13 protein-coding genes and 1 pseudogene are annotated in these 13,996 nt (G+C 49.9%); 2 read left to right on the forward strand and 12 right to left on the reverse strand.

The genetic code is table 11. The features are described from left to right. Positions 1-119: 119 nt before the first annotated feature. From msrB to ACFSUB_RS00285, 12 genes and pseudogenes are all read right to left on the reverse strand, one after another. Positions 120-1,036, reverse strand: a pseudogene (gene msrB / locus ACFSUB_RS00230) (peptide-methionine (R)-S-oxide reductase MsrB). Between the two features lie 85 nt (positions 1,037-1,121). Next, positions 1,122-1,472 carry a hypothetical protein gene (locus ACFSUB_RS00235; RefSeq protein ID WP_380711197.1) on the reverse strand — a complete coding sequence of 117 codons (351 nt, stop codon included), beginning with the start codon at positions 1,470-1,472 and terminating at the stop codon, positions 1,122-1,124. Positions 1,473-1,475: 3 nt separating this feature from the next. Further along, positions 1,476-1,988 carry a type 1 glutamine amidotransferase domain-containing protein gene (locus ACFSUB_RS00240; protein ID WP_380711198.1) on the reverse strand — a complete coding sequence of 171 codons (513 nt, stop codon included), beginning with the start codon at positions 1,986-1,988 and terminating at the stop codon, positions 1,476-1,478. An 82-nt stretch (positions 1,989-2,070) separates the two neighbouring features. Beyond that, complete coding sequence (rnhA, locus tag ACFSUB_RS00245) at positions 2,071-2,676, reverse strand: ribonuclease H (protein ID WP_380711199.1); 606 nt, start codon at positions 2,674-2,676, stop codon at positions 2,071-2,073. A gap of 33 nt (positions 2,677-2,709) precedes the next feature. Then, the gene (locus ACFSUB_RS00250) at positions 2,710-4,008 is read right to left on the reverse strand and encodes a lysine N(6)-hydroxylase/L-ornithine N(5)-oxygenase family protein (protein WP_380711200.1); all 1,299 of its coding nucleotides are present in this window, start codon (positions 4,006-4,008) and stop codon (positions 2,710-2,712) included. Between the two features lie 218 nt (positions 4,009-4,226). Beyond that, entirely contained in the window at positions 4,227-5,537 is a 1,311-nt protein-coding gene (locus tag ACFSUB_RS00255) for a Na+/H+ antiporter family protein (protein ID WP_380711201.1), read from the reverse strand. 75 nt (positions 5,538-5,612) lie between these two features. Next, positions 5,613-6,074, reverse strand: coding sequence for a precorrin-2 dehydrogenase/sirohydrochlorin ferrochelatase family protein (locus ACFSUB_RS00260; RefSeq protein ID WP_380711202.1), 462 nt, complete (start codon positions 6,072-6,074; stop codon positions 5,613-5,615). Beyond that, positions 6,067-6,837, reverse strand: a complete 771-nt coding sequence (locus tag ACFSUB_RS00265; protein ID WP_380711203.1) for a sirohydrochlorin chelatase — start codon at positions 6,835-6,837, stop codon at positions 6,067-6,069. The genes ACFSUB_RS00260 and ACFSUB_RS00265 overlap by 8 nt, the downstream gene beginning before the upstream one ends. A 17-nt stretch (positions 6,838-6,854) precedes the next feature. Then, positions 6,855-8,303 carry a uroporphyrinogen-III C-methyltransferase gene (gene cobA, locus ACFSUB_RS00270; protein WP_380711204.1) on the reverse strand — a complete coding sequence of 483 codons (1,449 nt, stop codon included), beginning with the start codon at positions 8,301-8,303 and terminating at the stop codon, positions 6,855-6,857. 36 nt (positions 8,304-8,339) lie between these two features. After that, entirely contained in the window at positions 8,340-8,945 is a 606-nt protein-coding gene (gene cysC / locus ACFSUB_RS00275) for an adenylyl-sulfate kinase (protein WP_380711205.1), read from the reverse strand. A 27-nt stretch (positions 8,946-8,972) separates the two neighbouring features. Beyond that, positions 8,973-10,103, reverse strand: a complete 1,131-nt coding sequence (gene sat, locus ACFSUB_RS00280) for a sulfate adenylyltransferase (protein WP_380711211.1) — start codon at positions 10,101-10,103, stop codon at positions 8,973-8,975. Between the two features lie 41 nt (positions 10,104-10,144). Further along, the gene (locus ACFSUB_RS00285; protein WP_380711206.1) at positions 10,145-10,849 is read right to left on the reverse strand and encodes a phosphoadenylyl-sulfate reductase; all 705 of its coding nucleotides are present in this window, start codon (positions 10,847-10,849) and stop codon (positions 10,145-10,147) included. A gap of 266 nt (positions 10,850-11,115) precedes the next feature. Between ACFSUB_RS00285 and ACFSUB_RS00290 the strand changes: the two genes are divergently transcribed. Continuing rightward, positions 11,116-12,111 carry a lipoate--protein ligase gene (locus ACFSUB_RS00290; RefSeq protein ID WP_380711207.1) on the forward strand — a complete coding sequence of 332 codons (996 nt, stop codon included), beginning with the start codon at positions 11,116-11,118 and terminating at the stop codon, positions 12,109-12,111. 159 nt (positions 12,112-12,270) lie between these two features. Next, positions 12,271-13,278 carry a rod-share determining protein MreBH gene (mreBH, locus tag ACFSUB_RS00295; RefSeq protein WP_380711208.1) on the forward strand — a complete coding sequence of 336 codons (1,008 nt, stop codon included), beginning with the start codon at positions 12,271-12,273 and terminating at the stop codon, positions 13,276-13,278. Positions 13,279-13,996: the final 718 nt, after the last annotated feature.

The raw sequence follows: 13,996 nt of genomic DNA on the forward strand, positions 1-13,996 counted from the left end.
CTATGCCTCCTTCAGTACGTTATGAAAATGGATATCCATCAAATATCTATCTACATTTTGAAGTGTTCCCGGTCCGTAAAAGCCCTAAACTTCCGTTTTTCATACAGCTGATTACGATGTTACTCAAAGAGTTCCAGAAACCGGCCGTATCCTTCTTCCTGCAGTTTTTCTTTCGGTATGAAACGCAGGGCGGCGGAATTCATGCAGTAACGGAGCCCTTCCGGCGGCGGTCCGTCCGGGAATACATGCCCGAGATGGGAATCTGAATTCCGGGTCCGCACTTCCGTTCGTCTCATCCCCATCGTCGTATCGAGGTGTTCGATGACTTTCTCCTCTTCCAGCGGCTTCGTGAAACTCGGCCAGCCGCAGTCTGATGCAAATTTTTCTTTGGAGGAGAAAAGCGGTTCTCCGTTGATGATATCAACGTACAGACCTTCGTCCATCAAATCCCAGTATTCGTTTTGAAACGGGCGTTCCGTGCCGTTTTTCTGCGTCACCTCAAACTGAATGGGTGTCAGTCTTTTTTTCAGATCTTCCTGACTTTCTTCTGCCATTATGCTTCCCCCCAGTACGTTTGTATAAATCCAGCCCGGCCTGACCCTTTTTTGTAGAGCTGGTAATGAATTTTATTTTTGTGGTGGTAGTCCTGATGATGTTCCTCCGCCTTGTAAAAAGTGGAGGCAGGCAGGATCGGTGTTATAACCGGTGACTGAAAAGGACCACTTTCATCCAGTTCTTTTCTGGACTGTTCTGCTGTTTGCTTCTGCTTTTCATCATGGTAGAAAACCGCAGTCTGATACGATTCTCCGCGGTCATTAAACTGTCCTCCGGTATCGGTTGGATCAATTTGTCTCCAGAACGTGCGGAGTAATGTATCATAGCTGGTCTTCTCCGGATCATATTCCATCTGCACGGCTTCCACGTGGCCGGTTGTATCAGAGCAGACTTCTTCGTACGTCGGGTTTTCGGTGTGTCCGCCTGTGTAACCGGCTGTAATGGAATACACGCCGTCCAGTTCTTCAAATGGACCGACCATGCACCAGAAACATCCCCCGGCAAACGTCGCAAGCTTCGTTTTTGTATTCAAAGGGCCGACCCTCCTTTCATTTCTCTGTTTCTCATTATACCACGCATACTTCTGCAATACTCCTGAAGTGCTTGGTGAAAAAGTCCGTCATTCGTTTGGATCCGGTTGTGGTTGTCCCGGGGAGGTACGGTTCCGAGTAGACACTACACCTGCCGGCAACATGCATAGTGTCCATGGATGTCTGCCGGAACCCACTAACTTCTGATTTCAGCAGCGTAGTGTCCCTCAACTCATAATGCGTGGACACTACCTGCTTATTTCCCGGTGGTAGTGTCCATGCCCCGGTGACCGGCCGTACGGGCATGTGCTGCAGTGGAATGATTTTTGCTCCCATCCAGGATACAGAAAAAGGGCTGTACCTTTTTGATACAGTCCCCTTTTTCATGGTTTATTGCAGCTGTTTGAGAGATTCGCGGTTAAAGGCCGGGAGATCGTCCGGTGTTCTGCTTGTTACAAGATTATGGCAGACGACGACTTCCTGGTCGTAGACGTTTGCCTTCGCATATTCCATGTCAACCTGAATGGAAGCAAAGCCGGTTGCATTACGTCCTTCGAGTGCTTTTGCCGTAATCAGCAGCTGCGGACCGTGGCAGACCGCAAATACCGGCTTGTCTTCATCCATGAAGTACTTGGCAAAGGTTACAAAGCGCTCATCCCCGCGCAGCATATCCGGGGAGAAACCTCCGGGAATGAGCAGGGCATCAAAATCAGATGGCTTCACGTCATCGATGGAAGCATCCACGGTGACACTTGCTTCTTTCTGCTTGCCTTGTATGGTTTTTCCTTGTTCTTTCTCAATAACAGTGAGAGTATGACCTTCGTTTTCAAACGCTTCTTTCGGGCTCGTAAATTCGGAGTCCTCAAACATATCTGTCATTAATACAGCGATGTGTTTACTCATACGTAACAACCTCCCTGTTTACGTTAAATCGTTTCGCAGACAATGCTGTACCCGACTTCTTTCACCGTTAAACATCTTCACCTTATTTCCTGCCGTAATCTGCTTTGATTTCCCCCCAGGCTTTCGTGTTCCATTTCAAAATCCGGTTCGAGGGTTTATTCCGACGAAGCCATTCTTCTGCTTCATCTACGAGCTTCCATATTTCTTCGGTTTCCCCGGTGCGTGCCAGGCTTGAGTTCGCCTTGTTTCGTTTCACCCATAGAATAGCCGTATCCGAATCGGAGTATACCGGCATGTCACTGTTTTTTTCCTGCAGGTACCGTAGAGCATGAACGACAGCCAGAAATTCGCCGAGGTTGTTGGTGCCTTTTTCAATCCCGGGATGAGCAAAGACAACCTCCCCGGTTTTTGTATGAACGCCTTTGTATTCCACAAACCCGGGGTTGCCGTGAGAGCCGACATCAACAGATATGCTTTCTTCTATGTAGGAAGAACCGGGTGCTGCAGATGGTTCGGATGCGGCGGAGCGTCCGTCTTGAAATGCCTGCTCCGCTTCTCTTTTTGAAGGAAAAGACTTAAATGAAGCGCCGGCGAAACCTTTCACCTGCTTCTCGCACTCCGGCCAGCTTTCATAAATCCCCGGCTTTCTTCCTTTCCATACGACATAATACTTCTTTTTTGCTGCCATATGCCCCTCCCCTTTCTTTAGGTACTGCTTTTATTATTCATCCATGTAAAATCGTTGAAAAATCGTATCCTGTTGCACCGGGTATACTTCGTACCCGCATATGTCATTAATGATGGTTTGATTTCTCATCACCGAGAGTGCCAGATTCGTTGCCGCCGAGCCATGGGAATGATCCAGATTGGTGAGCACGTAAATATGATGGGAGCGCTCGTCACGAAAAACAAGACGATAGGTGTCGCTGACTTTATACCGCTTGTCATCTTCCCATTCTATTTTACTGCCGAGCGCGTAGATCCACTCCGGCACATTCGGTGTATAACCTGTAGCAAACACTGCCTTGTCCGTGCGGTGGACAAAGGTCTGATTTTTCTCCCACTGGCGGCAGGTCAGCTCGTACATACCATCCTTTTCTTCCAGACCGGTCACTTCCGTCATCGGCTGCAGCACAACCTGCGGATCTTCGCGTTCAATCGCGCGGTGATAAAGAAGGTCATAAATGTTCATCAGGGTCTGCTGTTCGATCCCTTTCCTGTTTTTATCGAGCTGGGGAAGTGCTTCAACTCTCGTTTCATAATCAAGCGTCCGGAAGTAAGACACGTAATCCGGGGAAAAGACTTCCCTGGCAAGCTTCGCCGCTTCGGACTGAAAGAACTCCGGAGACCGGGTCAGCCACGTCAGCCGGTACCCGTAGTGTTTTTGATCCTGCAGCAGATCATGAAAAATTTCAGCCGCACTCTGGCCGGACCCGACGACCGTCATAGTATCCGTGTCCTTCAGTTCTTTTTTCTGCATGGCATAGTCACTGCTGTGGTAAATGTCGTCGTCCCCTCTGCCGGAAACAACCGGAGGCAGCTTCGGGATACTTCCTGTTCCAACGACTACATGACGGGTATAGTAAGTGGCCGTATGATTGGTGTCCACATTCCGTACCGTAACCTGATAACACCGGCCGCCGTCCTGCACGTTCTCCACTCTGAAACCGAACCTGCAGGAAGGAAGCTGAACGGCCACCCATTTGCCGTACGCATTGTACTCCCGTCTTGGAATGTGAAGGCCTTTATAGAAATAAAACTGATACAGACGGTTCTTTTTATGTAGATAATTGAGAATGCTGTAAGGGCTGGTCGGGTCGGCAAACGTGACAAGATCCGCGAGAAACGGCGAGTTCAGCACTGTTCCTTCAAGCAGCATCCCCGGATGCCATTCAAACGATGGGTGCTGTTCGAAAAAAAGAGCCTGCACATCTTCGAGAGGCTCAAGAAGTGCTGCCATGCCGAGGTTGAAGGGGCCGATGCCGACCCCGATAACATCATACGTGTTCGTACCGGCCATATGTCATCTTCCTTTCCTTCGTTGTCCATCTTTTCGTTTTACTCGACCCTGAGCACGCCGGGGAGATCGAGGAAAGAGCGGACATTGGTTCCGCTATCCCGGTTTTTTTGAAACCCCCTTAAAAAGGAGATAACAGCGTACCGGATGTCCGGCCACCCATTTATACCGCGTAAAAAGACAAATAAGGGATTAGATATCCAGCCGCTCCAGCCATTTCGTTAAAGCACCACAGCGGCAGCAACACCAAATAGGAAGATAGGAATGTTGTAATGAAGAAACGTCGGTACGCACGTATCCCATATATGATGGTGACGGCCATCCACGTTCAGCCCGGATGTCGGGCCGAGCGTACTGTCGGATGCCGGTGAGCCTGCGTCTCCCATCGCTGCTGCAGATCCAATCAGAGCAGTAGTGGCAAGCGGCGAGTAACCGACACTGAGACAAAACGGTACAAACAGTGCCGCCAGGATTGGAATCGTGCCGAATGAGGTGCCGATTCCCATTGTCACGACAAGGCCAACAAGAAGCATAACAACTGCTGTTAAAATGCCGGCGCCTCCTCCTGCATCGACCGCCTTGCTCACCAGTTCCTGAACCGCTCCGGTTTCTTTAAGAACCGTCGCGAAGCCGGAAGCGGTCAACATTACAAAAGCAATCATACCCATTAATCTAATACCTTCTCCAGCCAGTTCATCCCCGTAACGGAAAGGAACCACCTGAAATACAAATAAGAGAATAATACCGGTGAGCGCTCCGTATATGAGGGAGCCGTCCATCAAAAGCTGAACAATAAAAGCTCCCAGAACAGCGATAATGGTATAAAGCTGCTTCAAGCCAAACGATGTGTCCGGTGTTTCTTCCGTTTTGGAAGAAGCATTCGAAAGGTCCGATTGGGCTTTTGGTTCTCTCGGCCTGCGGTATGTGATAAAGACCGCTGTGAAAAGACCTACTACCATACCAAGGACCGGCAGCAGCATGGCTTTCCATATTTCACCTATTGCAATATCCAAACCGCCGGAAGCCATTTCTTCTGATATCGTTTCGTGAAATATATAGCCGTAGCCGACTGGTATCAACATATATGGCGCTTTTAATCCGAACGTAAGGGCGGAGGCTACCGCGCGCCGGTCCAGTTTCATGTTATCAAATACGTGCAGCATCGGCGGTATCAGGATAGGAATAAATGCGATATGAACCGGAATCAGGTTCTGGGACAGACATGCGGCTGCGGCGATTGCCATGACCAGGAAACCGCGCTTCCCTTTAAGAAGTTGGAGGAGATTACGCACGAGTACACCAGTTATGCCGGAATAACCAATCATCGCAGCAAACACACCAAGCAGGATATAACTCATTGCCGTTTCCGCCTGATCGCCCATGCCGCCAAGCAGCATTTCCAGTGCATCCCCCGGGTTCAGTCCCGCCAACAGTCCAGCCGAAATACCTGCTGTCAAAATAGCCAGCACTACATTCACCCGCAACAGGCTGAGTACTATCATAATCCCCACAGAAACCAAAACAATCATCATAATAAAAAGACCCCTTTACTTCTTCAACTCTCTGCCAAATTAAAGTATAAGGGGATGGAAATTTTGATGCAATCCTTATTTTTTTACGATTATGTCACGAACCAAGTTCCGCAGTCTCTGCTTCAGGTCCTTGGCAGCGGAAGGAGAATGGCCTTCGGTGGATACCGCAATATGGTATTCACCTTCCTGGAAAGAGGCCGGGAACGCGGCATTTCCGTTTTCCGGATCGTCTGCTGCATTCAGAAGCTGGTGCGGATGAACAGTTTCTTTAATGATACGGCACGCCTCCGGATCTCCTGAAGCGGAAACAATTAAAAACGCCGAAGATAAATAATCCGGCCGGCACACATCTTTCACCCAGTGAATCTCATCTTTTTCGTAGAGGGCCCGGACCTCTTCCTTAACTTCCGGGGCAACAACGACGATGTTGGCTCCGGCAGCAGTCAGTTTGCTGATTTTCCGGGAAGCAATCGTGCCACCACCGATTACGACGACAGGCTTGCCGGTCAGATCCAGAAAAAGCGGGAAATTAAACATTTTCCCCGCTCCGTTCCGCCCAAGCCGGCAGTTCCATTGTTTCCAGTGTCCGCTGCTTCAATACTTCCTGCAGTTCTTCATCATAACCAAGATAATCGCACAGTCTCATATCCGGTGCCGCCGTTTCGTTCATCCGTTCTATTTTTTCCTGCATTTCCTGCATTAACAGCCCGGTAAACATAAGGTAGGGCACGACATAGACGCGTTCGGCGCGGCTTTGGGCCGCAGCTGCGAGCCCTTCATCAAAAGAAGGGGAAGCTGCCGCAAGAAAGGCGCTTTTCACATTCTGCCCCTCTGTCCGCTCCTCGAGACTCCCGGCAATACGGTAGAAATCCCGGAGCGCGTTATTGTCACTCGATCCACGACCGACCAGGAGAATATCGGCTTCTTCCTCTCTCGTCCACCCCTGTGCTTTCAGGCGCAGCATCAACACATCGAGCATTTTCGGATGCAGACCGAAAGGGGCTCCGTATTGAATGGTCAGATGCGGGTAAATCTCCTGCACTTTCTGCAGTTCCGCCGGGATATCTTCCTTAATATGCCCGGCGGTGAGCAGAAGAACCGGAACAACCGTGATGATATCCGCTCCCTGTTCCACACAACGGGCAGCCCCTGCCGGGATATCCGGTTCGGACAATTCCAGAAAACAGGTTTCCTGCACGGAGCAGGGGACGGACTTTTTCGTTTCTTCCACAAAAGCTTTCATTTGTCTGCTTCCTTCCGGTACTCTGGTACCGTGTCCAACGTAAAGTACAGCACGCATCAGACTGACACATCCTTTCATTCCTGGAGAGAATGGGTACGCAGTTCATGCAGCAGGGTTTTTGTATCCGGAGACGACAGGGTGATATCAGGAGCTGCACCCGCATCCTGAAGTGTTTTTTGTGTTTCAGGGCCATGAGCGGTTACGGTCTTATTAGTCAGCCATTTTACAGGAGATATCCCGTGTCTGTCCAATTCCTTCCATAAGATGTGAACCGCCTGAGAAGAAGGGATAACGATGGTGTTTATCCAATCATTTTGAAGAAGGACAGCGGTGGCTTCGGCTGTGTTTTTTTTATGAATAAGGCGGTGGCTCACCCATTTCTGTGAAAAAAGGCCGGCTACCCTGCAGGCATGTTCCGGGCCGATCCAGAGACTCTCCTCCGGACTTGGACTTTCATTCGTGTACTCAGCAAACAAGCCGCAGGATTCCAGTTTCCTAAGCGTACGCAGGGATTCTGTTGTAATCCGGCCGGGAAGGGTGCGGATGTCGATTCTGCTTTGCTTCAGCTCGTCCAGCAAAACATCGACACTTTCCTCGGCCGCAATGTGAAGATGATGAAACGAGCGAAGAGGTGCAGGCGGTTTCGTTTCCCGTGTGTCCACGGTATAACCCGGCGCTTCCAGCACTTCCGCGCCGAAAGAACGAAGGGACGCAGCCATAGTACTTTCGCGGGGGGACGTTTTCACGACCCATACAAACCGTCCGAACAGGGGTTTCTTTTCCATCCATTTTAATTTCCGGTGCAGCGCGGCGGTTTCTCCGACAATGGTGATGGCAGGATTTTCTATCTGGTGCTTTTCAGCTTCTTCCTGAATACGTTCAAGCGGTGCCTCCACCACCCGCTGCCTGGAAGTGGCTGCCCATTCTATGACAGCCGCCGGCGTGGCCGGGTCTTTTCCGTTTTCTATCAGTCTTCGTGCAATCGCAGCGAGGTTTTTCCTTCCCATGTAAAACGCTGTTGTATCAATGCCGGCAGCCAGCGATTTCCAGTCAACGCCGGGCTGGCCGTCTTCTGCTTTCGTATGACCGGTCACCGCCGCAAAACTTCCCGATAAATCCCGGTGTGTCACCGGAATTCCGGCATACATCGGTCCTGCCATCCCAGCGGTAATACCAGGTACCATTTCGTAAGTGATGCCGGCTTCTGCAAGTGCTTCTGCTTCTTCACCGACTCTTCCGAACATGCCCGGATCTCCGCCTTTCAAACGCACTACCGTGCACCCTGCCCGGGCTTTTTCCACCATAATATCCTGAATGGTTTCCTGACGGAGGTGGTGGCGCTGCGGAAGTTTTCCGCAGTAAATGTACTCCGCACCTTCCCACGCGTATTGCAGAAGAAGCGGATGAACGAGTCGGTCATAGAGAACAACGTCTGCCTTTTCGAGACTCTCTCTGCCTTTCACAGTAATAAGACCGGGATCACCCGGTCCTGCGCCAATGAGGAATACATTCCCTGATGTCATATTTTCATCCTCCCCGAAACGCCTTTCCCTCTAATGTTAGACAAGGCCTTTCTGCTGAAGAACGCCGACGATGTGATGCACTGCTTCTTCTATCGACTGGTCCTCTGTGTTCACAACCACTTCCGGTTCATCCGGTTCTTCATATGGTGCGCTGATGCCTGTGAAAGAAGAAATTTCACCACTTCTTGCTTTCGCATACAGACCTTTTGGATCCCGGTCTTCACAAATGGAGAGGCTGCAGTCTACATGAATTTCGATAAATTCATCATCAGCCAGAAGGCTGCGGACCTGTTCTCTGTCTTCTTTGTAAGGGGAAATAAAAGCAGTGCTTACAATCTGGCCGCTGTCGACAAACAGTTTTGATACCTCTCCGATACGGCGGATGTTTTCCTGACGTGCATCCGGTGAAAAGCCGAGGTCCTGGTTCAAGCCGTGCCGGACGTTGTCCCCATCGAGCACGTAGGTTTGTTTATTATCTTCAAACAGTTTTCTGGATACCGCATTGGCAAGGGTGGATTTGCCGGATCCTGAAAGCCCTGTGAACCAGAGCACAAAGCTTTCATGTCCGTTTTTGCGGTTTCTTTCGGTGCGGCTGACAGAAGCGTCATGCCACACAATATGGTTGGTGTCCGTCGATGCCATTTCTCTGTTCCTCCCTCTTTCGTTCAATCAAGATACCGTTTCCTGCATCCCTTTAATCAGTACTTCCACGACTTCCGGACGGCTGAATTCACGCGGCGGCATCTCGCCATTTTTCAGCATTTCCCGTACTTTCGTGCCGGAAAGAATGACGTGGTGTTCTTTGCCGTGCGGGCATGTTTTGCCGGAGGCCATATTTTCGCATTTCGTGCAGTAAAAGCTGTGTTCAAAGAAAAGTGGTTTGATACCAAGTTCCTCCGCCGTAAATTCGCGGAAAATATACTGGGCATCATACGTCCCGTAATAATCACCAACTCCGGCGTGATCCCGTCCGACGATAAAGTGGGTGCAGCCGTAGTTTTTGCGGACCATTGCATGAAAGATGGCTTCCCTCGGCCCCGCATAACGCATGGCTGCCGGAAACACTGCCAGAAACGTACGCTGCTCGGGATAATAATCTTTCAGCAGTACTTCGTAACTCTCCATACGCACATCCGCCGGAATATCTCCGGGTTTCGTTGCACCGACAAGCGGATTCAGAAAAAGACCATCAACGGTTTCAAGAGCCGTTTTCTGAATATATTCATGGGCGCGGTGAACCGGGTTGCGTGTCTGGAAACCTACAACCGTTTCCCAGCCTTTTTCTTCGAAGGTTTTCCGTGTCTGGGCCGGTTCGATGTAATAGGCGTCGAACTGCTCGTGCACGATATCTTTCACGAGCGTAATGTCCCCGGCCACGTAATGATCCGGGCGGGAATAGAGATTGTTCACACCAGCGTGGCCGGAATCGGTCGTGCGGTACACTTTCTCCGCCTCATTTTCTTTATCCGGAGTGAAGATTTCTTCCACGTCAATCACACCGTACGTCGTTCCCTGGTACACAAGCCGCGCTTCCTTGACGGACTGGAGTTCCTCCGCTTTCTGACTGTCCACCGGCAGTGTGATGGGAATACTCCATACCGTTCCATCGCTGAGGCGCATCGTCTCCACAACAGAGCCGTACTCCCGCTTGTTCAAAAACCCTGTCAATGGACTGAATGCTCCGTTTGCGATTAATTCAAGGTCTGATACAGCAATGTCGTCGAGTTCTACAGCAGCCTCAATGCCGCTGGTCTCTCTCTGAAAATCCTTTCTGTTAATCAGTGTACCTCCGTTTGGGATACTAGCCGTCATCGTTACAACAATCCTTTCCTGTCTGGTGATTATTTATGGAGTCCGCACTCCGTCTTACCCTGGCCGCTCCAGCGTCCGCTCCTAAGGTCATCTCCTTCAAGTACTTTCGCGGTGCACTGCATGCAGCCGATACTCGGATAATTCTGGTCATGCAGCTCATTATAAGGAAGGTCAAACGCCTGGATATACATCCAGACATCATTCCATGTCCAGTGAATGAGCGGGCAGACTTTAACAGAGGAGAAACGGTTATCCTGATTGACAAACTGGGTGTTTTGTCTGGATGGAGACTGTTCTCTCCGGAGTCCCGACATCCAGGCGTGGTATTTACTGAGCTCGTTTTCAAGCGGTTCCAGCTTACGAATGGAACAGCACCGGTCAGGGTTGGTTTCCCAAAGGCGTGGTCCCTCGTGTTCGGCCTGCTCTTCCGGTGTCCATTTCGGCCGCAGCATCTTAATATTTAATGAGGGATAGCGCTCTTTAACACGGTCGATCAATTCGTAGGTTTCCTTAAAATGAAAATCGGTATCCAGAAATGCGATGGTCGCATCCGGTTTCACCTTGCTGATCAAGTCAATCAGAACGATACCTTCCGCGCCGAAGCTGCAGGCATACACAAGGTCGTCTCCGTAATTGTCATAACTCCAGCGTATCACATCACGCGCGCTTTTTCCTTCCAAAAATTCATTTGCTTCTTCTATATCAGCGGGATCGAGTGTTTCATAGGTGATCATTGGATACCCTCCTATCCGCGGATGCGAAGTACACATCGGGATTGTTTTAATTCATAGTATGCCTATCGAGATTATATGTTTAGTTGTTTATCGTTATTTTAGATAGTATTCTGAAAAAAGTCAATGCATCTGCTTGAATCTTTTCCCATCTTTATATTGGAAAGACAGCGTTATACTTACCTGCCGGAGGAGCGTAATCGTTGGCGGATGCTTTGGCGGTGTGCCATAATAGGAGCAAATACTTAGAACCTTGGAGGGTGCAGACGATGCGCGTTATAGATAATGAAGGAATTACCGACCCCCGTATAAATCTTGCTCTGGAAGAATTCGCGCTGTATCACATGGACCTTGATAAAGAAGACACATATCTTCTGTTTTATGTGAATGAGCCATCCATTATTATTGGGAAAAATCAGAACACCATCGAAGAAATTAATGTTGATTATGTAAACGAACACGGTATCCACGTTGTCCGCCGGCTTTCCGGAGGCGGGGCCGTCTATCATGACCTTGGCAACCTTAACTTCAGTTTCCTGACCAAAGACGACGGAGACAGCTTTCACAATTTCAAAAAGTTCACCCAGCCCGTTGTAGACGCACTGAACAGCATGGGGGTTCCGGCGGAACTGTCCGGGCGCAATGACCTGCAGGCCGACGGCAGAAAAATCTCCGGCAACGCCCAGTTCTCTTCCAAAGGACGGATGTACAGCCACGGGACATTGATGCTCGACTCAAGAACCGAAAATATCGTCTCCGCGTTGAATGTAAAAGACGAAAAAATCAAATCCAAAGGAATCAAATCCATAAAAAGCAGAGTCGGCAATATCAATGACTACCTTGAAGAACCGCTGTCCGTAGAAGAATTTAAAAACCTGCTTCTCCGCTATATTTTCCAAGACAGCACAGAGATACCATTCTACACGCTAAGCAGCGAGGATTGGGAAGAAGTCCACCGGATTTCCAATAAGCGGTACAGTAACTGGGACTGGAATTACGGCAAATCCCCGGCCTTTGATATTCATCGTTCGCATAAATTCGATGCCGGCTTAATCGACATCCGGTTTAATGTAAAAAAAGGAGTTATCCAGTCCTGCAAAATATACGGGGACTTCTTCGGGACAGCGGAAGTGGCTGATATCGAGCGTACACTCGCGGGAACAAAGTATGAGATGGCTGCCTTAAGAGAAGCACTTGCCCCGTTTAACCTGCAGGAATATTTCGGTCCGATTGAGGACGAAGATTTCTTCTCCCTCCTGTACTAATGGAGGTTCTTTAGGGCAAATGTATGTCTTTCATCCGACCCAGGTGCTGAATTCTGTCGATTTCTGCTGCTGATTCTAAGCTATTCGCCCCTTACCGACTGCTTTTAGGACTTCTACAATGGGGAAAAGAGTCAAATAAGTGCAAGAAGGGTGAAAGACATGCTGACAAATGCAGAAATTGGAATTGATTTGGGCACCGCCAATATTTTAGTCTATACAAAAGAAAAAGGAATTGTTTTGAACGAACCATCTGTGGTGGCGCTGAACTCCAATACGAATGAAGTGCTTGCTGTTGGAAGTGATGCCAAGAACATGGTTGGAAAAACACCGGGGCAGATTGTTGCGATGCGGCCGTTGAAACTCGGGGTCATCGCCGATTATGACGTGACATCGACCATGCTCAAACATATTATGAAGCAGATCAGTAAAGAAGGCGGATTTACGGTACGGAAACCGAAAGTCATCGTCTGCACACCGTGCGGGTCGACCTCGGTGGAGCGCCGCGCCATCCGTGACGCAATCATGAGCTGCGGCGCCAAGTCGGTCCACCTCATTGAAGAACCCGTTGCCGCTGCGATCGGAGCCGATCTGCCGGTGGACGAGCCGGTAGCCAACGTTATTGTCGATATCGGCGGCGGCACCTCGGAAGTCGGTATTATTTCCTACGGCGGGATTGTTTCCTCCCAGTCGATACGGCGCGGCGGAGACAACCTGGATGAAGACATCATTCAGTACGTCCGAAAAACCTACAATCTGCTGATCGGCGAGCGGACAGCCGAAGAGATTAAAATAAATATCGGCAATGCAAGTCCCGATCACGAAGAACAGTCCATCGAAATCAGAGGCCGTGACCTTGTTTCGGGTCTGCCGAAACCGGTTGTTCTGTATTCCGGAGAGATTCATCACGCCATCGCTGAATCACTTGATCATATTCTCGAAACCATCCGCGAAACGCTGGAAACCTGTCCCCCTGAGCTTAGCGGGGACATCGTGGATCAAGGCATCATTCTTACCGGCGGCGGAGCTTTGTTAACCGGCTTGCAGGAGTGGCTCAGTGAGCGCATCATCGTTCCCGTCCACGTCGCACCGAATCCACTCGAGGCTGTCGCCGCAGGAACCGGAAAATCTCTGAAAATTATCGATAAGCTGCAGGAGGCTTCCGTATAAATTTTTCTGAAGCACCGGCTCGGCTTACAAAATAAAAGAGTCTGGGACAAAATCTATATCAGATAAAAAAAGAATGCCGAACGATTTTTTTAATCGTTCGGCATTCTTTATTGCTGAGACAAACCGCTGCGCCAACATGCTCCGCTTTTACTCCAGAGCACAAGGGCGGCATCGGTTCGCAGGGGCTCATCGTGTCTTCTTTGCACCCGGCCGTTTCAGGACCCGTTGGTCGGCATCGAAACCGCACCTGAACGGATCCGGCCGTACGGACGCAGAAAATGCGGGCGTTTGTTAGCTGTGTTCAGGTTGGGGGGACGGACATTCGTTGCAAATGGGTTCTAAGGCACTTTAGGGAGGAAGGGACCCCCTAAAACGTCGTTCGGCATAACGCCTGAGGCACTTTATAGTATCCGGCGCGTCCATAAACGTCAGTATAAATGATTCCGAAGGCACTTTAGAGGGTTTGATACCCCGGTAAACGTCATTATGAACGAATCGAGACTGCGTGCAGCGGAAAAATGAACGGGTCGACGCAGCAAAGAGCCCGTGTTATTGCAGGAAAAGGGAGAGAAATAGTCCCGAAGGCACTTCAGGGGGGAAAGGCCCCCCTGAAACGTCGTTCGGCACATCGCCGAAGGCACTTTATGGTATCCGGCGCGTCCATAAACGTCAGTATAAATGATTCCGAAGGCACTTTAGAGGGTTTGATACCCCGGTA

Source organism: Salibacterium lacus (genome assembly GCF_042684865.1).
Classification (GTDB): Bacteria; Bacillota; Bacilli; order Bacillales; family Marinococcaceae; genus Salibacterium; species Salibacterium lacus.